The sequence below is a fragment of the Chryseobacterium oryzae genome (genome assembly GCF_022811665.1).
GTDB lineage: Bacteria > Bacteroidota > Bacteroidia > Flavobacteriales > Weeksellaceae > Chryseobacterium > Chryseobacterium oryzae.
The window spans coordinates 2,271,437-2,294,636 of sequence record NZ_CP094529.1; the positions used below are offsets into that span (position 1 = coordinate 2,271,437).

Annotated in this window: 16 protein-coding genes; 4 read left to right on the forward strand and 12 right to left on the reverse strand. The window is 34.3% G+C overall.

Annotation, left to right across the window (positions count from 1 at the left end; all coding sequences use genetic code 11):
- Positions 1-4: 4 nt before the first annotated feature.
- From MTP08_RS10365 to MTP08_RS10405, 10 genes are all read right to left on the reverse strand, one after another.
- Positions 5-3,235 (reverse strand): helicase-related protein, encoded by a 3,231-nt coding sequence (locus MTP08_RS10365; protein WP_243575929.1) that lies wholly within the window; start codon positions 3,233-3,235, stop codon positions 5-7.
- Entirely contained in the window at positions 3,222-5,786 is a 2,565-nt protein-coding gene (locus MTP08_RS10370) for a hypothetical protein (protein ID WP_243575930.1), read from the reverse strand. Before MTP08_RS10370 ends, MTP08_RS10365 begins: the two co-directional genes overlap by 14 nt.
- A gap of 5 nt (positions 5,787-5,791) precedes the next feature.
- On the reverse strand, positions 5,792-6,382 hold the full coding sequence (locus MTP08_RS10375; RefSeq protein ID WP_243575931.1) for a sacsin N-terminal ATP-binding-like domain-containing protein: 591 nt from the start codon (positions 6,380-6,382) through the stop codon (positions 5,792-5,794).
- Between the two features lie 29 nt (positions 6,383-6,411).
- On the reverse strand, positions 6,412-6,981 hold the full coding sequence (locus MTP08_RS10380; RefSeq protein ID WP_243575932.1) for a GIY-YIG nuclease family protein: 570 nt from the start codon (positions 6,979-6,981) through the stop codon (positions 6,412-6,414).
- 14 nt (positions 6,982-6,995) lie between these two features.
- Positions 6,996-8,900: a site-specific DNA-methyltransferase gene (locus MTP08_RS10385; protein WP_243575933.1), complete on the reverse strand. Its 1,905-nt coding sequence runs from the start codon at positions 8,898-8,900 to the stop codon at positions 6,996-6,998.
- Between the two features lie 6 nt (positions 8,901-8,906).
- Complete coding sequence (locus MTP08_RS10390) at positions 8,907-12,050, reverse strand: type III restriction-modification system endonuclease (protein ID WP_243575934.1); 3,144 nt, start codon at positions 12,048-12,050, stop codon at positions 8,907-8,909.
- 459 nt (positions 12,051-12,509) lie between these two features.
- Positions 12,510-13,772: a DUF3945 domain-containing protein gene (locus MTP08_RS10395; protein WP_243575935.1), complete on the reverse strand. Its 1,263-nt coding sequence runs from the start codon at positions 13,770-13,772 to the stop codon at positions 12,510-12,512.
- 90 nt (positions 13,773-13,862) lie between these two features.
- Positions 13,863-14,309, reverse strand: a complete 447-nt coding sequence (locus tag MTP08_RS10400; RefSeq protein WP_243575936.1) for a hypothetical protein — start codon at positions 14,307-14,309, stop codon at positions 13,863-13,865.
- Between the two features lie 363 nt (positions 14,310-14,672).
- Entirely contained in the window at positions 14,673-14,795 is a 123-nt protein-coding gene (locus tag MTP08_RS14790; protein ID WP_262921839.1) for a hypothetical protein, read from the reverse strand.
- Positions 14,796-14,807: 12 nt separating this feature from the next.
- The gene (locus MTP08_RS10405) at positions 14,808-15,251 is read right to left on the reverse strand and encodes a JAB domain-containing protein (protein WP_243575937.1); all 444 of its coding nucleotides are present in this window, start codon (positions 15,249-15,251) and stop codon (positions 14,808-14,810) included.
- A 751-nt stretch (positions 15,252-16,002) separates the two neighbouring features.
- Here MTP08_RS10405 and MTP08_RS10410 point away from each other — a divergent pair.
- Positions 16,003-16,476, forward strand: coding sequence for a hypothetical protein (locus MTP08_RS10410; protein ID WP_123865336.1), 474 nt, complete (start codon positions 16,003-16,005; stop codon positions 16,474-16,476).
- Positions 16,477-16,959: 483 nt separating this feature from the next.
- On the opposite strand, the gene MTP08_RS10415 is transcribed toward MTP08_RS10410, so the two are convergent.
- On the reverse strand, positions 16,960-17,883 hold the full coding sequence (locus MTP08_RS10415; protein ID WP_123865335.1) for a T9SS type A sorting domain-containing protein: 924 nt from the start codon (positions 17,881-17,883) through the stop codon (positions 16,960-16,962).
- Between the two features lie 641 nt (positions 17,884-18,524).
- Positions 18,525-18,902, reverse strand: coding sequence for a Fur family transcriptional regulator (locus MTP08_RS10420; protein ID WP_159745853.1), 378 nt, complete (start codon positions 18,900-18,902; stop codon positions 18,525-18,527).
- 72 nt (positions 18,903-18,974) lie between these two features.
- Here MTP08_RS10420 and MTP08_RS10425 point away from each other — a divergent pair, with 72 nt between their 5' ends.
- From MTP08_RS10425 to MTP08_RS10435, 3 genes are all read left to right on the forward strand, one after another.
- Positions 18,975-19,313, forward strand: a complete 339-nt coding sequence (locus tag MTP08_RS10425; RefSeq protein WP_123865333.1) for a MerC domain-containing protein — start codon at positions 18,975-18,977, stop codon at positions 19,311-19,313.
- Between the two features lie 16 nt (positions 19,314-19,329).
- A complete protein-coding gene (locus MTP08_RS10430) occupies positions 19,330-20,532 on the forward strand; it encodes a GTP-binding protein (RefSeq protein ID WP_243575938.1) in 1,203 nt (400 codons plus the stop codon).
- Between the two features lie 75 nt (positions 20,533-20,607).
- On the forward strand, positions 20,608-22,020 hold the full coding sequence (locus tag MTP08_RS10435) for an alkaline phosphatase (RefSeq protein WP_123865331.1): 1,413 nt from the start codon (positions 20,608-20,610) through the stop codon (positions 22,018-22,020).
- Positions 22,021-23,200: the final 1,180 nt, after the last annotated feature.

Genomic DNA, 23,200 nt, shown 5'->3' on the forward strand with positions numbered 1-23,200 from the left:
TAATTTATTTTACAATTAAAAACGAGATTAATTTAAAATCCTCAATACCCTTAAACTTTTCTTTCATCACGTTGGTGCCGCCAGATTTGAATAAGCTCAAAACTTCTTTTTCATCTTCAGTTTCTAAAATAGTTGCGATGGATTTCTTTAATAATTCTGAATAAATTGACATATCATGATACTCTTCAGTTTCTTTGTTAAGTTCCTCACACAATGCAGTTATAGGTTCTTTTACTCCTTTACATAACATCCGAATAGCATCCAAGATTTTCTTAGAATCAATATGATTAAACAATAACTCCCCCTCATCACTGATATAAACTAAATAAAAAGGATGTAATCGATTTAGCTTATTGATATTGATACTTTCGTTAATATTCTTCAAAACATATATCACTCCAGGTTTCAAAATTTCTGTAGAACGAATAACTGCGTGTATTCCTTCAGGGATATTAACTAGCTCTCCATATTCCTTAATGAAATTGGATAAATCGATTCTAAAATCATTTAGTCCTAAATCTGTTATATCAATTCCTTCTCGTAAATCTTCCAAGTCTGTAACTTCATCTTGTAGTTTTTTTAACTGAATTTTACGGTATTCCAAATCTTTTTGATTCTCTTTCAGAATATTATCATCAGCTGTACTCGCCATATCTGAAATAAGCATCCTATCTTCCACTCTTTGTTTTAAATTAATATAATTATCTAATGTGATATCGGGCCAAAAGTTGACCAAGGTAATTGTTTCGTTGGTTGAGCCAATTCTATCTATCCTGCCAAAACGTTGAATAATTCGAACTGGATTCCAGTGAATATCATAATTAATCAGATAATCACAATCCTGTAAATTTTGACCCTCAGAAATACAGTCCGTAGCTATGAGAATATCAATTTCTTCAATAATTGTTGGAAAGATCAAGTCTTTACCTTTAGACTTTGGAGAAAAACAAGTCAATAATGCATTGAGTTCCGTAGGTATAGTTTTAGCAGTTGTAACTCGTCGTGATCCCGTAATCAAAGTTGTATTAATTTGAAATTCATCTTTAAAAACCTTACTTAGATTTTTATACAGGTAATCTGCAGTGTCAGCAAATGCCGTAAAAATAATAACCTTCTTATTATTGGCATTATGCGGATTTTCTACTTTATTCTTAATTGCCGAAATAAGTTTCTGAAGTTTATAATCTACTGATGGAGTTATTATATTAACTTTCTTTAAAAGTTCATTTAAGGTACTCAAATCTTCTTCCAAATCCTCTTTCCATTGCATGCGGTCGATATCCGCAAGATGAACTTTTACTTTTTTCCCAAAAACATTTTCTTCATCTCCCCAATTGGCCTCCCAGTCAAAGTTTTCATCTTCTGTATCAAACTGAGGACTGATCAAATCCTCCAAACCATCTTTTGACAAAGCTCCTACAGTTTGTTCTATTTGTGAAACAATACCATTAGTTGTAATTCTGAATGAATCTATGGAACTTTCAATTCGTTTCAGTAGGTTGATTCGCATAAGAATCTTCAAGCTTTTTTCTCTATCAACCTGTGTTAGCTTTCCACCTTTGGTTTGCTTATCATAAAGTTCCGCATATTTTGAAACCTGACTTGGCAAAATGTATTTCAGCGGTGTATAAACTGAAAGATTCAATTGTCCTAATAATTCAGCTATTTCCACATAAGTTAGAGAATGATCTACCGTTAAAGGACTTTCTATTGATACAGGCTTATTTCGTTGAGGAAATTTACCAATATCTGTGGTGTCATAGTAAGTTGTAATATGTTTTCTGGATCGGGCAATGGTAAGAGAATCTAATATCTCAAAAAAATCAAAATCCAACATGTCCAGAAGCTTTTCTGTCGTTCTTTCAGATAAATCTAGTTTTGTCCAAACGTTAAATGCTTTCTGAGTTCTTTTGAAAATATTGTCAATACCTAATTCTGTATCTAATTTCTCATCAATAATTTCCGAATTACCTTCATAGGCTAGTGCCAATTGATTTTTAAGGTCATTAAATTTATTATTCACTGGTGTGGCAGAAAGCATCAATACTTTGGTTTCGATACCTTCACGCATTACCTTTCTCAAAAGAGCCTGATAACGGTTTTCTTTTTCGGAATAAGTCAAACCTGCATTTCTAAAATTATGTGACTCATCAATCACCACCAATCCATAATTTCCCCAATTGACATTGGCTAGATTTCTCCCATTACTCATTCCTTTATCTCTCGACAAATCGGTATGGAAAAGCAAATCATAATTAAAACGGTCTTTAGCTAAAATATTGGTTTTGTCATTATGGCGATAGGTATTCCAGTTGGCTTCAAGTTTTTTGGGACAGAGAACCAAGACATCTTTATTACGCATTTCGTAATATTTGATGATACCCAAAGCTGAAAAAGTTTTCCCTAAACCTACACTGTCTGCCAAAATACAGCCTTTGTATTTTTCCAGTTTATTGATGGCACCAATCACCGCATCTTTCTGGAAATTAAAAAGCTTATTCCAGACAACAGTATCTTTAAAACCAACTTTATCATCAGGAAGATTGTCGATACTTAAATCATCAAGAAAATCATTGAAAATATTATACAATGTAATAAAGTAAATAAACTCCGGACTGTTATCTTTAAAAGCTTTTTCAAAATATTGCTGAACTTTTTCGGTCACTTCTTCCAGATTCTCATCATCTTCCCAAACCTGATTAAACCAATCCAAATATGCTCTACTATTTGGGAATTCTGTTTTGTGAATCAAAGTAGGAAATCCTTTTTTAGGTGTGATTCCCAAATCTGCCGTTGTAAAACTGTTCACACCACTCCATGCAATAGAAGACTCATCTTTATCTGTTAAATGAATCATTCCCTGCATTGGGTAATTGGTTTGTTTATTAGATTTGAAGTTAACCTTCTCTTTTACCCATTTACTGCATTCCTTTGCAATGGCTCTTTGTGTCAACTGATTTCTTAAACGCAATTCAAATTCTCCACCACATAGATCTGCTTCTTTAAACAAATGAGGAATAAAAAACTTAGGTACTTCTTTTTTCAGATTCTCTTGCAGAAAACTCGGTGAAGTAAAAATAAAACGCAACTCATTAATACCCTTCAGTTCTTTTCGCAAGGCTTCAAAGGCGTAAATTGAAAATGACGATGCGGCAATAGCCAATTTGCCTTTCTTATTGATGTTCTCTTTGAGGTCGTCTATCAGACGATGGTTTATGTTGTCAATAACCTTCATAATAAAACTTTTTTTTCATGTACTCAATAAATTCTTCAAAGGACATGTTGTTTGACCAAATTGATTTATTTACATAAACCGATTCCGTTTTCTGATCTAAAATAACATTAATGTTCTCAGTTTTAGAAAGATTATCGAGTCCATTATCCCAGTTAATTATCTTGTCTCCAATTTGATAACCAATGTCTTTTACAAATTTCGCATTTTTGATAAAATATTCTTCAGTGATTTCGGTAATATCATCAGGTCTTGTTACAACACATAAAGCATAATTATCTTTTTCTTTAACGGCAGTACGTCCTTGCAAAATAGACATACGTACATTTGGCTTATATTCAATAACATTTTTAATCTCAACAGAAAATTTATCTGATTTAAGAATGAGTTCAAAATCTTTTCCAACATCAGGATTTGTAACCTCGATATCAATTGCAAGATTAGAAAAAACATTTTTAAAGGCATCTTCTGCAGTTTTTCCAATTTGTTTCCATTTTTTGCGTTGTTTTTTAAGAATTATCATTTCATCCGCTTTTTTCAAAAGCTCAGTTGTTCCTAATTCATTGGCAACACGTTCTAACTCCCTCATTTCAGATGCAGATAAATTTATTTGCGCTAATTCAGCAATATCTTCCATTGATTTCCCTGAATTCCTTAATGACATTACTTGTTTCCCAAAACCTTCTCCTAAAGCTATAACATATAACATTGCTCTCTTATTTGCGAAGGTCTTTAAATCTCCCGCAGCTTCAGGATATTGTTCAAACCAATTATTTAAATTTAAAAACGCGTCATGTAAAATCCCACCGTTTTTAACTTTTTTTTCTACATCTGAGTCATCGAAAAGTTTATCGATTTCCTTTGTTAAAATATCAATATTAATTTTCTTAATAGCTTCAGTTTTAATTCTGTTATCTATTAAAAAACCCTTAGGATCACCCTTTCCAGTAAAAGTTTTATATATACTCTTAACCGTTTCATCAAAATACTTAGGATTATCCTCTAAAAACCTAAATTCAGAATAATCTTTAAAATCCCCAGTCTGCATAGGAATTATTCTTCTTTGGAAAAGAACTGTCTTGACCTCATCAGACATTGAAAAGACATGACTTAGAAAATCATTAATCCATTCAAAACAGGCAATTTCATTATCCCCGAAATATGTTTTTGTAAAATTTACAGTTGTATTTTGAGTCTCAATTAGATGTGAAATATATTTAATAGTCCATAGCTCGGCAGAACTTCCAAAATATTCGTAATCAATTGAAATATATTTTTTATCTCCAATTTGATGTGGTAACAACTGTTTAACTATATTGTACCATTTTTCTCTTTTTGTAGCTCTATCGCTTCTAAATAACGAACATACATGAAGTATTGCGTTAATTTGATCATTTGTTGCATTTTTTTCCAATACTTTACTTATCAGTTCTGTATTTAAAGTTTTATAAAATTCAGTTAACTCAAATTCTTTTATACCTTCTATTTTCCCTAACTTTTTGTTTAGGAATTCCTCATCCAAGTTTCTTCCTAAACCTAGTGATACAACTTTCATTTCATCATCAATCTCAGGATATTGAGAAACTTCTAATCTAGTTTTAAATTCATTTTTCTCGTTGAGATAAATTGGATATGATTCTCCCAACTTCGAATTTTTTACTTCCAAAAAATGATAAACTTTCTTCAGCTTTTGATACGTTTCCGGCTTTGTAAAATCGACAGAATCAGGTAAGCCAGCCAGCAATTGTTCCAACGAAATTGTAACTTCGGTATTCCAACTATGATATTCTTGATTGATAATTTTATTCCAGACGTCTAAGCTTTCAGAGGATGGAACTTCATTCGGTAATAACTCCTCTAATAATTCGAAAAATTCCTCGTCAGTCGACAAGTCAATTATTGGAAATCTAGTCTCCTTAATTAGCCTAAGATTTCCTTTTGCATTTTTAACAATCGGTTTGTCTGACAGTAAAATTCTAATTGGCTTCTGTACATTTTCTAAATACCAATCTTCATTATGATACTTCTCTATAAATTCAGGTAATCCAGATAGAGCTAAGTGATGTAAATTATTACAGTTTGATTCAATTAAAATCGAAATAAACTTCAAATACTCGTTAATAAATTCTTTGAGATGGAGGCGGTTACTATCAGCTGTCGAATCTGCAGTATTATCATCTTCTTTTTTTGTTCTAATTCCATCTCGTTCTTCTGTTGGTTTAAATTTTTTATGCTGTACAAAAACAGGTAAATGGAAGTTTTCAGAACCAATTAGCGGAAACTCTTTGTAAAGTACCGACTTGCCCTCAATACTTTCTATAGTATAAAATCCATTATTATTTATAACAGGAAGTCCAAAAATTATGGATTCTGTTTCTTTATATAAAATACCAGAATTATTTTCAACTTTAATATAATTTAATCCATCGATAGAGCTTGGGGTAGGATTAATTTGAAAAACTTTCTTAACTCCATCTCTAATTATTGTTACGGAATTAATGTGTTTTTTCTCCTTTTTATTGATTAAAAGGACGAAGGGAATATTTTTTTCCAACTCGTCTAATCCATTAATCGCATACTTTTTTGTTGTAGGAGAGAATAGGTAAATGAGTGAAGCAAATCCGTAATAAAATCTGATGGGTTTTCTACAATTTTATCTATTTGCTGAAATGCTGTAAATAATGACTGCTTCATTCTCGTTAAAGCTTCAACTTCATCTAATCCTGCTGCTGTTCTATCAATATTCAGAGTAAATTTTCTTAAACTTGCATCTTCAGTTTTTTGATGAATCCCATTAATTGTAAGCTTTTTACTCAAAATATGTGTTGTCACAAATCCTGTCCCATATTTACCTGTTGTGCCATCATCCCCACTTAAAGATTTAGTAGAAGTTTTGTACAATATTGCTAATAAATGTTTAGTTTCAAATGCAGAACCATTATGGGAAAATATAATGTCATTATCTTTTAATTCATAAGTCACATCGACACCATTTTCAGTAGCAATATCTTTAGCATTTTGTAATAACTCCCAAACCCATCTTGATTTCTTATTTTCAGGAAAAGTATTTAAACGGTCAATATCGTGTATAATATCTCTTGCTTCACTTTCGCTACGTTGTAATTCTCTTTCTCTTTGAGCTTCTGTCATTTTCTCCAAGTTATTAGTTTTAGTTTTTTTTATTTAAATAAGCTTCCAGTTTCAGTTCTACAAATCAGTCTCAATCCGTCAAGTTTATCCGCAAAAACATTATATTTTCTTGTACGCTTGTCCAAATCTAAAGACGGTTTAAAAAATTTAATTACTTGTTCCTCAAATTTGCGTAACTCTGAATAAGAAATTGAATCTTCATCATTCCAATAACCAATTATCAAATTTTCAGTCATCCAATCTGTCAAAAGTTGCTCTCCATCTGAATTGAACTTATAATTTAATATTTCCCTACTGCTATTTGTTCCATTTCTGGAAGATGCGGTTAGCTTAAATTCTTGTTTTAAGATTGCTCCAATTGAACGTCTTAGGGTGGAGCGACCTGTACTTTTGCTGCTAAAATGATTTCCCAAATCCCTCTTTTTCAAACTGTCTTTCGCTATTCCAACGTAAAGCACTTGGTTTGGTTTACCAAATTCATTCAAATGGGAGTCTTCTCTCAACATAAAAGCATAAATTCCTGGGCAGGTCGGATAATCAAGATGGTCATTGAGACCTTTAGCCGTCTCTTTAATAGATTTTATAATTATATCTAACATATTACAGATTGAGATTAAATAACCCTCATCTCCGTCCCACCACTCAACTGCTTCAGCAATTGCTTCACATTCTCCTTCGCTGTATCATCTTTAAAACCCTTGTCTATGAAAACAATACGCAATGGTTTTTCTTTGGCAATTTCTTTGGCAAAATCTTCATCGATGCCGTCATCAAAACAGCAGTACAGCGAATCTCCGGCTACAGCATAGACTTCTTTACTCGAAACAGTTTTGCGTTCTATGGGCAATGAAAGTGGCAATCCCCAATCGAGCATTACCTGAGTGAGTAAATCTTCTGCAGTACGACCTTCTTTTACATTGTCTGCAAAAAGATCTAGCGTTCCTTGGTTATAATCCTGCGGTTTGTAATACACATCGTGCATATTGGAAGAATCTAAACGGTACACCCGGAAACCATAATCCTGCTCATCTTTAAAATCTGAAAACAAACCGTCTTTTTTGGCTTTTTCTATTTTTTCTTCTTTTATTTTATTGGCAGCACGGCGTATTCTTTCTTTGCCTATTTCGCAGATATTTTTGTAACCCACCTTATTAGCTTGACTTTTCTCAGAAGTTAATTCTGGTACTTGAACCATGATGTATTTTCTTTTGCCAACTTGTGCTAAGCCTGCCGAAGCTTCTTCTGCATTGAATTGCATGACGGCATGAGCCGTAGTAGCGGAACCAGAGAAAAAATCTAATATGATCCCATCTTTAGCAGAAATTTCAATACATCTTTTAATAAGCAATGACGGCTTTGGTGTATCAAAAATATTCTCTGGGATTAAATCCTTCATTTCATAACGAGCAATTTTAGTATCAGCTGCAAATTCACGATGCCACCATGTTTGTGGTGTTATACCATCTTTTACTTCAGTTAAAAATTTTTTTTGCATCGGTCTAGCGGTTCCCGCAACTCCAAATGTTATCCTTTTGTCATTTAATAATTCTTTAAATTTAGTTTCGGAAACTCTCCAAGAAGTTGATTCTGGTGGCCAATGGACCTGACCGTCTGGACCTGTTATAGAAAAATAACAATTTTCAGAAAAAGTTCTTACCGAAAGGTCACTTGCCCTCCAAACTCCTCGTGGGTCGTTATCCGGATTTTTATATGCAGATAGTTGCTTTTCATCTCTCTTTAATAATATTGGTGACCACTCCAAAGCATTTTTAGCATATAACAAAATATGTTCATGTGTAGCAGACATTCCTTGTGCATCATTTGCAGGACCATATTTTTTTTGCCAAACAATATTCGCAATAAAATTCCCTTCCCCAAAAATTTCATCACAAATCTTACGCAGGTTGTGCACCTCATTATCATCAATGGAGATAAAAATAACCCCATCTTCCGTCAAAAGATTTCTTGCGAGTTTTAATCTTGGGTACATCATAGAAAGCCAATCACTATGGTAACGTCCGTTGGTTACGGGATTAGCTACCAAACGTTGGTTGTATTCGTCTTTTTGCCCACTTTCAAAGAGTTCTTCTTCGCCATCTTTGGTAAAATTGTCTTTATATACAAAATCTTTCCCTGTATTGTAAGGCGGGTCTATGTAGATCATTTTTATCTTATTCAGGTAGCTTTCCTGCAAGAGTTTCAGCACTTCCAGATTGTCGCCTTCTATGTAGATGTTTTCGGTGGTATCAAAATCCACAGAATCTTCCCTTACTGGTCGCAAAGTATTGGTGGTGGGGATATTGGCGGTAACAATAGCTTCGCGTTTTCCTGGCCACTCCAGTCGGTAACGTTCTTTGTTGCCTTCTACTATTTCGTTTGACAATTCCTGTTTTAGTAAATCAAAATCTATCTTTTTACCATCTGCTGTTTCGGTAACGCAGTTGGGGAAAAGTGTGGCGATTTTTTCAATGTTAAGGCTGGTTATATCAGTAGATTGTAGGTCTAATTTATGGTTCATCTTGGTTTATTTTAATTGTGCAATATCTAAAAGTTTACTGTAGGTAGTAATAACATCAAATTTCACTTCGCCATTACTGATGGTTTTAAAGTGTTCTTTGGCACAATGTATTTTTAATTGTTCAATTCCTCTCAGCTCGTTTATGTTTTCAGAGCCTTTGGTTTCGGCTACAAAATAGATGTGTTTCACTTTTTCACTATCCAAAACAATTGCCCAGTCGGGACTGTAGTTGGCAACTGGTGTGGCAATGTAAAAGCCTTTCGGTAATTTTGCATAAACTACAACTTCCGTAGCCTGTTCTAGATTTTTAGTAAATTCTCTTTCTATTTTAGAATCGGTTTCCAGAAAATCATAAATATGTTTTTGAAGGATTTCTTCGGTGCGCAAAACATTTTTCCCATTGGTGAAAACCGTTTTTGCATCAAAAGATTCTTCTGTTTTGTGATACGCAATATTGTTGATGATTAATGATGCTTTGGTTTCATTGATCAGCTTGGCACATTTGGCAATAAATTCTTCGGGATTTTTTCTCAGAAGTTCAAAAGTATTAGGTTTTATCTTTTTAAGAATGGCAACAATCGTTATTCTTTTCAGATTGGTCAATGCTTCTATTTCGCCTACAATGTCATAAGCTACTTCTGTGTAAAGATCAGAAGACAGTTTTTTAGAATCTGTTTTGGTTACACTGATTGCCGTTCCTTCTTTCAATTCTTTTTTAGAAACCTCGCGCATTTCTCCGGTCTTGATTTCATATTTACGTTCAGAAATATGCAGGTCTGCATCAATTCGGATTTTACTGTCTTCAATCAATCTATCCGTGTCAAATTTTACCTCATAAACCGTTTTCAGGCTGATCTTTTTCCAAAGTTCCTGAAACTCTTTTTTTGCAAAGTTTTTATTGATGGTCAACGGAACCGTATTTCGGTCGTCGTCTGGCTTAGGTGCTTCTCCATTATAAACTGTTTTTAATAAATCGGTAATTGCAGAAGCATAAGCTGCGAGATGTTCCGGCACAGGAACTTCATTTTTTTCGATGCGTTCTTTTCCGTCGGGAGTTATTTTATCGTCTTCATCCAGAATGTCGTGCTTGTAAAGAAACTTGTTGAGCTTTTTGGCATCCTCATCCGTCAAGCGAATGGTTTCTCCCAATTCATTTTCAAGCACTTTTCCAAGGAAGAATTTTGTATCTGCTTTTACCGGTCGGTCTTTCAGAGATTTTGCTATTTCATTCTGCAAACCTTTGGCAAATTCCTCATAACTTTCAGAAGCTATTACCGTCAAGACATTAATATCGTGAACCTGTTCGCCCACCAATTCAAAATCCTGACGGGTACCATTTTTATCAACACACAAACGCATCCCACGACCTACTTCCTGTCTTCTTCGGGTCTGGCTTCCGCTGTCTACATTTTTCAATGCACAAATCTGAAATACATTGGGATTGTCCCAGCCTTCTTTTAATGCCGAATGTGAGAAAATAAAACGCGTAGGTTCTTCAAAACTCAACAGCCGTTCTTTATCTTTCATAATCAGATCATAAGCCGACACATCATCAGAATCTTCGCTTCCTCTTTTAATAGTCGGGTCAACGGGTTTTCCTTTTTTGTCGATTGAAAAATAGCCGTTGTGTACACGGTCTGCATCATCACGCTGCAGATAATCTAAATAACTTCCAGGCGCATATACTTTTGAAGTTTTATTGACATCAGTTTCAATAACATAATCGGTATAATCTTGGCGAAACAAATCGATAAATTGATTGATGCAGTTCTTATATTCCTCTTCAAAGATCCGAGCATATTCTCCCAATTCTTCCTCTCCCATTTCATCGTACTTCCTATATTTCTCAACAGAATCAATGAAGAATAATGAAAGAACTTTAATTCCTTTTTCGTACAGTACTTTTTCCTTCTGCAAATGCGAAAGAATTGTTTCCCTAATTTGAATTCTGCGGAAAGCCAGCTCATCTTTATCATTAATCATATCGCCCGGATAAATATCCTGACCATTAACCACGATCTTATTAAGATAGCCATTGACTTCTGTTACCAAACAATTTTTATAAGCCGGCAAACCACCGGAAACTTCATATAAATCTGTGCCCTGTGCAATTTTTTCGCGAACACGTTTTACACCATTGCCGTTTCTTTTTTCATATTCTAAATAAGCTAGAGGAGGTTTATTTGCACTCAAACTGATATATTCCAAATACAAATATCCTGTTGTACCCGACGATCCTTTTAGATTAATCCCTTTCACCTGAATCTTCTTCACTAACTTTTTATTGTAAGCATCCAAAGCATCTAAACGGAAAATTTTATTGTATTCTTCTAAATGCGTAGCAGAATATCGCAGGGTAAAAAGTGGATGAAAGTCTTCCATACTTTTTAAGGTAACAGAACCTTCTTTGCCTACTGACTGAGGTTCGTCAATAATGATAATGGGTTTTGTTTGTGCAATAATATCTATAGGTCTTCTTGAACCAAAATGATCTAACTCCTGATGAATACGTCTTGCATCAGCTCCTCTAGCAGCAAAAGCCTGAGTATTAATAACCATTACGCTGATTCGTCCATCTGAAGCAAAAGTTTCGATATCTTGAGGTCTTGCAGAATTATAGATAAACGGACTTATTTTATGTCCGTAGATTTCCTGAAAATGATCCTGTGTTAATTCAAAAGTTTTAAAAACCCCTTCTCGGATAGCAATACTTGGAACAATGATGATAAATTTGCTCCAGCCATATTTTTTATTCAGCTCATACATTGTACGGAAATAGGTATAGGTTTTACCAGTTCCTGTTTCCATTTCAATTGTCAGGTTATAGCCAATGTTAGCTCCCTTTACTCTATCTAACTCTTGATTTTCGATTAAATAATTCTCTCTTTGGACATTGATGATATTATTAAACATCTGTGAATCTGTGATTTGTATATTACTGTTCCGGTAGCCAATTTCCTCAAGCATGTCACTTTCGAAAGCAGATGCTTGATAAGCATTATTAGAAGCTATTTCTTTAGTTCTTCTCAATATATCCTTACTTCTTTCTAAAGTAAACTTATTGGTTTTTAGAGTTTGTCCCTCAAAACACTTCACAACTGCCTCTATGGCGTGTATTTGAAAATCTTGCTCTTTAAATTGTAACTTCATTAAACATTTCTATTTTATGCGAAAATAACTATAGTATCTTTAGAAACAAAATAATAAAGTCTACATTGTGTGAACTGACTTTAATTTATATTATTTTTTAGAATAAAACAATCTAAGATTGATATAACTTAAATTTCTGCAATCTTTTTTCAAAACATAAACCACAGCCGTAGCTAGGACTGTTTAGAAATGTGATTGCTCCTTTTTTCGCAAAAATGCGGTTCCGACCAGAGAGAGGAATCGCATTTTTGCCACGCCATTTTTCAAGAACACTCCGCGAATTCCGACACAATAACGCCCATTCATAGCTAACGTAAAGTATACAGTACTTGAAAATCAGAACCACACACCAAAATACACGTATAAAAAACTGCAAGCCTTCCAACTTGCAGTTCCCTAATCCATTTTTAATAAATCTAAATCAATTCAAAAAATATCTCAAAAAAACAACATCAAATCTTATCTCGGCTTTTTAAAAGAAAACACAATCTTCCCCACTTCCTCATCAAAATGAATATATCCCTGATACACCTTCCCTTTCTCACTGATTAACCCACTAATATAAGCTGCTTCTCCAGCCTTCAACTTATCCATCTGCCATTTACGAAGATACCTTCCCCGAAAAACCGTCGGAATTCCAACACTAACTCCATTTGCTAAGCCGTGAACTTTCACTTTCTTATAAAAGAAAAACTCCACCCACTGCTTTTCCGCATTAAACTGCAACGTAGCATTAAAAAGCCTTTTACTTTTAGAAAACATATTTTCAACATACAATTGCTTCCCACTATGAAGAACCTCCGTTTGCTCCTCACTTAAAACCACACCACAAATCACCTTCGGAATCCTCACAAACTCCATCCTTAAAGAAAACAATTCATTGGTTAACTTATCCAAACTTACAAGCGACGAAACCCGCTCGCCAGTAACAGGATTAACAAGCTCCACCACTCTGCCCATATTCCCGCAACACAAAAGATTCAACCGATCCTCCTTAGAAAACCTATGTCCCAAAAACTTCTTTCTGAAATCAACCCTATTCTGTACCCGATGAACATGAACCACCACTTCCCCATTATCATCTAACTTTAACTGCAATCGTGCACCTGCCGTTTCATCCGAATCTCCATTATCATTACACTTAACAGGAATCAACACTGGCGTTTTATATCCTTTCAGCAAACATTCCAACACATCCAATTCCTCCAACTTCGCTTTATCAAGACCTATATCAGCCATCGCATCCCAATTTACATCTTCGACCTGAAAACGGTATTTTGGATTAACAGCCACAGAAGCTGATTCCGTATAAGAACTCTCCCGATCAACTCCATCCAAATTCTTTTTATTTCTCAAAGCATCCACTATATCAATCGAAACTTCATACTTTTTCAATTCCTCTTTCTCAATCATTGACGAATTATTTACATACTCCTGCAAACCTTTCGCTGTTTCATGTGCTTCAAATTCCGTCACCTTAAAAAATGAAAATTCGTCAGGATTTTTTAGCTGATGATAAAAATCTGCATAGAAATCCATGAACGAACCTGCCGTAGAATCAATCCTCATCATAGTATCTAAACCATTACTTTCAGGTTCCAATTCAATAAGATTTCCGTTGGGTGCTACGGACTGCACAATTCCAACGGAATTGCTACTGTGACGAAGCACCAATAAAGTGCTGACTGCTGAATTTGCTGTATAACTTGCTGTATTATTCATAATATTTTTATTAATTGTTATTTTGTGATTTGTATTTTCTCAGAATTCAAAATAATCTCATACTATTTCAGATTTTAAACTTTCATTCTTTCAATCCTCCCTAAACATATAGCCGGGCTTAGGCTGCATCAAATCCATATTTTTCCATATAAAATCAAAAACCTCTCTGACTTGCTCCTCACTCAATTTATTAAGAAGAACAGCATTGCTGTAATCGTCATACATAACAATTTCCCTATTCGGAAAACTCCCCGTAGCCATACGAATTGCAGTCCTTCCACTACGGATACACAAATGGAAAACACTGTCACTCCAACCCTCATAACCTAAAACCAAAGTTTCATCCAAAGGAACCGCTCCCGCCACTGCTGTATTCACAGAATCATCTGCAAAACTCAATTTAGCCAACCGATTACAATACGATATTCCTTCATATTCCGCCACTTTCTTAGCAAATAAAACCTGTTCGATATTGCCTTTAGGATTCTCAAATCCAAAAAGCAACGATTCAACTGAAAATTCAAATGTTGTCTTCATATTCTAAAATTCATTTTACATTTATACTTTAAAATTTGTTTTCATTTTCAATGCATTTTTTCTTAATCTTTTAGAAATGTTCGCTCCATAATTTCTCATCATACCTACTAACCTACTCAAATAATAAACTACCCATCATCCAACCATCTACCCAAACCCGCTTACCCTCCCTCAAAACATCAAAAACATTAGACCATGTAGTAGCTACACTTACATTCTTACCACTCTCAATTAGTCAAAAACCCACACCTACCTACCTACCTACCTACCTACCTACCTACCTACCTACCTACCTACCTACCTACCTACCTACCTACCTACCTACCTACCTGAACCAATTTACACTAACCTAATACCTAAAAACTACTGACACGCCATCCATCCATCCATCCATCCATCCATCCATCCATCCATCCATCCATCCATCCATCCATCCATCCATCCATCCATCCATCCAACCAACCAACCAACCAACCAACCAACCAACCAAAACCTATATCAAATCATCCCATCATCCGCAAAAGAATAATGCGCATCCGAAGTCAAAATAACATGATCCAGCAACGACATACTCATAATTTTCGAAGCCTCTTTAATCTGTACAGTCATCTTAATATCACAACTAGAAGGTTTTAAATTTCCTGAAGGATGATTATGCGCAACAATAATTCCCGAAGCATTGCAAAGAAGACCCGCCTGCATCACAATCCTAACATCCACCAACGTCGAAGAAATCCCACATTCAGATATTTTCTTAATCCCCAAAACCTTATTCGCCTGATTCAGATACAAGGCAAAGAAAGATTCCCTGTAATCCATTTCCTCCGCATCAAAATGCTCCCTGAAAATATCCACCGCATCCACAGAAGATGTGATTAACTTTTCACAATTTCCCTTTCTTGAATAACTCAACTTAATTTCGTTTACAATATTGAATTTCATAAGACTTGCTCCGTGTGCGGCGGAGACCTTTAATTTCCCGCACCTACCATTAAAAACCTGTAGATTGCAGCTTGAAGGAAATCTTGACCTTTTCTATTTTTACTTTATCGTAAATCTGAAAATTTACATAAGCATAGATTCTATAATTTATCTTTTATTAAAAGCTCATATAATGATTTATACTAAAAGAATAATAAAGGGTTAAAATTTCAATGAACTGCATTTGCATCTTGTGAGGTTTCTGACTTTTCTATGCAGAATTACCATTCAGGCAGGCACAAGGAAAACTGCAATCAATTCCTTGAAAACAATAAGAAAGCACATTGATAAAGCTTGAAATCTTTTTGCGGAGGTTCTGTAATCTCCGATTACGGATACCCAAAAAGATTTTTTTCCGCAGGGACAACGGAATATATTTGCTAGAGAAAAAGCGGATAGCTTTACAGAGCAATTAGTTATTTACAATTTGTGATAAGAGAATCTTTGTAATAAAAAATATGATTGTAATATTGTAAAATTTACTTTTATGGTTTTTCTGATTATCTTATTATACATTTCAGGTTTCCAATAAAATCCATTAAATAGCACAATATCTTCTAAGTATTCATATTAAATTATCTCATTCAAAAAAAATCTATTTCATTCTTTTTTTGGTATGCATTTAGCAACAATTTGAACTGGAATTATTCTGAAAATCACCATTTAAAATGGCTAATGATAGCAGAAGTATATTTAGTAAAAAAAAATTGACGTGAATACAATTTCATTTGATAAAGAAGTTCATCAGGAAACAATTGACAAAAATGCAGAAAATTTAAAAATCGCTCAACTCAATCTTGAAGATTACAACAAAAGAACGGGTAAGGAGTATGATCTTCTATGCAGGTTTACAAATAATCATCCCCGATTTTTTTTAATGCAGGAGTTAAGATATCCCGAAAACACCAACACAATAGCGAGCCAGATCAACTGGCTGCTGATGTGGAAAAGAGAAATTAACGACAGAGTATATTTTAAAATATTTTTTAGTGATATTCAAAGAGAATTTGAAGAGATTAGCCGATACCATTCTCCCTACATTCAAAAAGATAACGTATACTATAAAGCGGTGGAAGATTTTAAAAAGAAATACACGGATTACGCACCTTTGGGATTTTTGAGTAAAGAAGATGAAGATTATATCAAAGATGAAATAAAGAAAAAATTTCTGCATTATATCGAATAAAGGTAAATCATAGGGCTAAAACGAAATGATGAAGAACAGTTATATTTTAAGATCAACATTTACAATGAATAACCATAAATGCTGCATGCCGGTATAGATTTTGAATATTAGATAATAATTTTTCATCATAACACTCAAATTTAACAATTAACCCGACCCTTGTCGGGTTTTGTATTTATGATACTAAAACAAGTCTCAAAAAATTTAATCATTATTTTTACGTGCACTTGTGCTTTCCACAGCGTTTTTTTCATTCAACTTCGAGCATTTTAATGAAAGCAATATTTTTAGATTACCTCTAGTGACACAGCTACAGAGATCCACTCACTGTATGGCAAAAAACAGTAGTAATTTATCGTTTCTAAGGTTTATTTTATCATACTTGCACTATATTTCTTAATGATAATTCGTATCAACCAAAAGCCACTTCGCTAAAAAAAACGAAATGGCTCCAAATTAATATGAAAAAATATGAATGTATTCTTAATGAATAACTACTCTTTGAGAAATACTTCCCTCAGGTGTTTTAATCAAGAGCAGGTAAACCCCTTTGTGCAAATTCTGATCGCTAAAAGAAACTTCATTTTTTCCGAATGAAAGTCGCTCCTTTTTCTCTGAAATCAGCTTTCCGGACATATCAAAAAGTTTTAATTCAATATCTCCTCCAGAATCTGATTGCACGGGTACTCGGAAATTTCCCGAAGAAGGATTAGGGTAAACAGCACCGATACTGCCCTTTTTATTAAATTCTACCGTTGACAAAGCATTTAGCTCTACTATAGGGAATAAAGAGAAATATAAATCAGGTGAATAATTACTAAAATTTTCAGTCTGATAGTCTACCCAATCCGGTGCACCACCATGGCTGTGAAAACGGATAGCATTTCTTCCATAAATACCTAGATCTGAGGACGGTCTCGAGCCATGCGGACTATGAGAAACCGCAATTCTTTTTGTTCCCAAGCCACCATGCGAATAATCGCCTAAATTAAATGAGACAAAAAAACTTCCCGTGACGTTCACCGGAGTTGAAAATAACTGTGATGTAAGCGTGCCATTAACAGGAATTTGTGAATAAGCTACCGTTTTACTTACCAGTTGTGATCCTGGAAGTCCGTTGGCAGCTACGGTATAAGCTTTGTAATTTGCGTTTAAGGTGGCGGTTCCGTCCTGTCCTAAATGAATAGCAGAAACTCCTACAAGCTGCGCAGATCCGGAGATTTCATATTTCTCCGCAAATTCTTCATCTCCATAAGAATTATGCCCGGTGTAGTAACCTACACCTGAACCATAACCCTGAATGACCGGAGTGGTAACTGTGGGATCAAAATGTTGAAGCGTGGTTTGCTGAGCCGCCAACAGACTTGAAGCCACAGCCAATAAAAGAGTAAAACTTTGTTTTCTCATAACGAATAGATATTTAAATTATAAAAATTGATAAAAATCGGATAGCTGAATTCTATACAGAAATCAGATGTAAAAAAAGTAGCTTATTGATCATTTTGCCTTTATTTTAAGCAGGAGATCATAATATAAACCCATATTTTATTCCTTCACCGCAGGAACATTTGTTAAAAAGAGAATAGAAAAAAAGGAAAGAATTAAGCTACAATAGAGGGCGGTCCCCTGAGCAAAAACAAAGAATATAATCTGCTTTTCAGTATAAAAAATGAAAAATAAAATACTGAATACAGGGTGAATATTAAAATCAGATTTGCAACATAGGAATGAGAATGATCTGATTCACCAAAATGATGGGCGAAATGGAAACAGGCGACACAATGATGATCCGCAAAAGAAGATTTTTCAACAAAAGATCTTTTCTGTTCAAGCTTTGAGTATTCTAATAAATCTGATCTTTCTACCGGATATTGACGGACTTCTGAAGAATGATCATGAAAGACATGAAGCAACTGAGACGCTATAAAAATTAGCGCCAAAAGGAATGCTGTATATCTGTATTTCTTCTTCATTAAAATTTTCTCATCACAAAAGTAAGAAAACTGTAATTAAATGCAACAATGTTGCTATAAATTAATATTAAAATCCTAACCGCAATCTGGACAAATTCCACTTACCACAAAATTGTAATCATGAATAACATAATTTGCTGGCAACTGAATTTCAGGAACTACATTTTCTATGCACACTACTTTCTTACAGTTTTCACAACTGAAATGCAAGTGATCATGATTGTGCTTAGTTTCGCAATTATGGCACATCGCATATTTTACCACGCCATCAACATTCACAATTTTATGAACAGCGCCCTCTTCAGAAAGCCTGTCTAATACACGATAAATCGTGACACGATCGCACAACCCATTCAAAGCGGTATGAATTTCGGCATGAGATAAAGCCACTTCTGATGAATTTATCAGAGTTAAAATCTCTGTCTTTGATTTGGTATTTCTAATCTGTTTCATATTTATTAATGCAACGAAGTTGCAATTATTGAAATTTTGTTTACTTTTGCAACAAAGTTACAATAAGATAAAATGAAAACAAAAATTATAGATATTCTTGGAGCATCCGCGGCTATAATCTGTTTAATCCATTGCGTTGCATTTCCTTTACTGATGATCGTTCCACTTGGAATATCTCATAATGCGTACATCGATTTATTCTTTTTCATCATTGGAACAGCAATCGTGTTTAGAATAACGAAAAAAGCAGAAAACCGTTGGCTTCGTTTGTTGTTTTGGGCTTCCGTTATTACAATCGGTATTTCCGTTGGTCTTGATTTGATGTTTCATCTCCATTCAGAGTTGATTCTTGTTGGGGCGTTGGGATTAATTAGCGCACATTTATTAAACTTTAGAAATCATAAACCTTAAATAATACTAGCCTATCATGCAGAAAAGAATTCCTGTTACCGTACTCAGTGGATTTTTAGGAGCCGGAAAAACTACTTTACTCAATCACGTTTTACACAACAAACAAGGTCTGAAGGTCGCCGTTATTGTAAACGATATGAGCGAGGTCAATATTGATGCCCGCTCGGTGGAAAATCAAAACGTACTTTCAAGAACAGAAGAATCTCTTGTTGAAATGAGCAACGGCTGCATTTGCTGTACTTTGAGAGACGATCTTTTGGTAGAAGTGGAAAAACTGGCAAAAGAAAACCGCTTCGACTACCTTATAATCGAAGGAACCGGAATTGCAGAACCACTGCCGATTGCCCAGACTTTTTCTTATACAGACGAAGAAAGCGGAATTGATTTGTCACAATTCAGCTATATCGATACAATGGTAACAGTTGTTGACTGTTTTAATTTTTTTAAAGATTTCGGAACTAACGAATTGTTGATGGACAGAGATCTTACCGACATTGAGGACGATTACAGGACCATAGTCAATCTTCTTACTGATCAGGTGGAGTTTGCGAACGTCATTATTCTCAATAAGACCGATCTGCTAACGGAAGAAAGTGTGAAATTCCTCAAAGCAGCCATTAAAAAACTGAACCCAGATGCAAAATTCATTAGCTCAGAATTTGGAAAAGTAAATCCTAAAGAAATTCTCAACACTGGTTTGTTTGATTTCGAAACGGCTCAGCTTTCTGCAGGTTGGCAAAAGGAACTGCAAAACCCGCATCACACACCGGAAACTGAAGAATACGGAATTTCCTCTTTTGTTTTCAGACATAACAAACCATTCCATCCTACAAGATTCTACAATTACCTTAATGAAAATTATCCTGAAGGTGTGATGCGTGCGAAAGGACTTTTCTGGATCGCCTCGAGACCTAATGATGCTTTAAATTTTTCTCAGGCCGGAGGTTCATTCAGATTGGAAAAAGCAGGAGTCTGGTGGTGCAGCATGCCGATGAGCGAACGTGAAATGTATAGTTCATTTGCAGAAAATAAAAAGTTTATTGAAAGCAAATGGGACAAAACCTGGGGTGACCGACAAAACGAGATGGTCTTCATCGGTCAGGATTTGGAAAAAGAAACGATGATTGCTGAACTTGAAAAATGCCTGTTGAAAGACAATGAAAAATATATGTTTGACCAGCAGATCAACTTTGCGGATCCTTTCCCACAACATATTTAAACAAATATTAATATTCTATTGATACTGAGTTTTTTAATTAAAAATAATTTAGCCTAAAATAAATAATAAGAACTAATGGACAGAAGGCATTTTTTAAAAGGAACAGCATTATTAACGGGAGCACTTTCACTCGATCCACTAGATTTATTTGGAAAAGAAAGCGAATCCGACGTAGTATTTAGAGGAAAAAAAGCGAAGAATATTATTTTCATGATCAGTGACGGAATGAGTAGCGGTACACTTTCCATGGCGAATATCTATTCCAGGAATGTGCTAGGTAAAGAAAGTCACTGGATGGATCTATATCATCAGAATAAAGTATCCCGAGCTTTGATGGATACAGCTTCTGCGAGTTCTATCGTGACAGATTCTGCTGCAGCAAGTTCGGCTTTTGGAGGTGGAAAACGAGTAAAAAACGGCTCTTTGAACGTTAACGAAAATGGAGAATTTAATCTTCCGATTTGGCAGAAATTCAAGAAAAAGGGTAAAAAGGCTGGTTGTGTAACAACGGTAACCATAACACACGCAACTCCTGCCGGATTCTGCATCAATTCACCCAAAAGAAATGCAGAACCCGAAATTGCGGAAATGTATGCAGACTTTGGCTTTGATGTTTTAATGGGTGGAGGCGACGAGTTTTTCAACCCTGAAAAAAGAGAAGACAAAAAAGATGTTTATGCCAAATATGCTCAGAAAGGCTATCAAATTGTAAAAGACAAAGCGTCTTTGCAAAATCTGGAAAAAGAAAAACCTGTTTTGGGAATATTCAATTCAGGTGCGTTACCATACAGCATTGATAAAAATAATACTCAGGCTCTGAATACAAAACCGAGTTTGGCAGAAATGGCAAAAGCCGCCATCGATCAGATGAAAAGTCATAAAAAAGGTTTTGTCCTGCAAATTGAAGCAGGAAAGGTTGACTGGGCCGCTCACGCTAACGATATTGCAGGATTGATTCATGATCAGCTCGCTTTTGATGAAGCTATTAAAGTGGTTATGGACTTTGCTGAGAAAGATAAGCAAACGCTTGTCATTATAACCACAGATCATGGAAACGCCAATCCGGGAATTATCTACGGTGCAGATGCTACGAAAAATTTTGAGTCGATCTCTCATTACAAATTTACCAATGAGTTTGTTTTAAATAATATCAAACCAAATTTTAATTTGCAGCAAATTAAAGACTGGATTTATGAGAACAATAGAATCTCGATTGCTGATGAAGATGCCAATCATTTACTCAACTTTTATAAAGGCTTGGAAAAATCTGAAAGCGGATTGTACAACTATAAAAACCTTCCATACAAAGCATTTTCTGATATTCAGAAAAAACACAACAATGTAGGATGGATTAGTATGGATCACAGTGCTGATCACGTTGAACTGGCGATGTACGGTCCCGGTAGTCAGCTATTAAAACCGTTTGTAAAAAATACAGATCTTCATAATCTGATGCTGGAAGCTGCGGAAGTGGAAAATCAATTCTAATTAACCTTAACTCAATAAACGTATTGGATGTTTTCACTTCAGGCTAGGGATTGTAATCCTTTTTTAGTGTTGTTCTGATCCTACTTTTTACCATGAATTCAGTATTTATTTTGTAAGTGCTGAAAGTTGCTGAATATTAAAGAGTTTTTCTTCGAATGAGAACCTTTTCCGAAGACTGTTTTGAGAACGACAATTTTTTTTTCATTGATTTTAAATCTTGTCGTTCAAATTCAAAATATGTTTGGAAACTATCGCATCAGTAATACTGAAAGTTCAAATCGTGTTTTTGCGTTGTACTCTTTTTTTAATTTCGCAATATAATTAGTGACTGAACTAATGCTGCAAGTTTTGAATTTATTTTCTTTCAGGTAATCAGATATTTCCTTTGAGCTATATCCTTCCTGAAGTAACTCCCTTATTTTTTCTTTGTATTCCATATTAACAATTTACAGACCTAATTACAGTTTAATATTTAAACTTCCATTTATTATAAAACAATCTGCATTTTATCTGAATCTAATCTTTTTAGAAAGCATTTGTAAACAGCCATCTAAATAGTAATTATTAAAATAAAGATTTAATCCATAAAATCGTTTTATGAAGTGTTCTAACAACCAATACTTTAACATTTCAGGGCCTCCAGAAACTCAGGAAGATTTGAGTACAAACTCTCCTTTAAAGTTGCAATTTTTCTGTTGCGATAATCGAATATCGTAATGAATTCACATGAACTGTTATCCACTCCATTTTTATAACCTTATATTTCCTTTGATTTTATTTCACTTTTCAAAAATAATAAAATTATTATAGATTAATCTTTCATCGTAAAGCCTTACATTGATCAGTTCGTAATAATTAGTTTTCACCAGAATGCAAATCGTTAAAAGGAAAATTACAATAAAATAGATAAACCACAAATAAAGACCTTTTTTAATCATATTTTCGTATGCTTAATTGCTAAATACAAACGGTAAAGAAAATAAAAGTTGCATGAGAACAAATCTAAACTACATGGTTAATGGCCTTTTTATTTTTAATTTCATTTTATTAATTTTTATTTTTTTATAAAGCGATACTAAAATGTGATACAAAACCAAAATCAAGACCATGAAATCATTTAATACTTTTCAATAAGATATCTTTAAAAATTTAAATAACTACTAAACTATGTCTTTAGTCT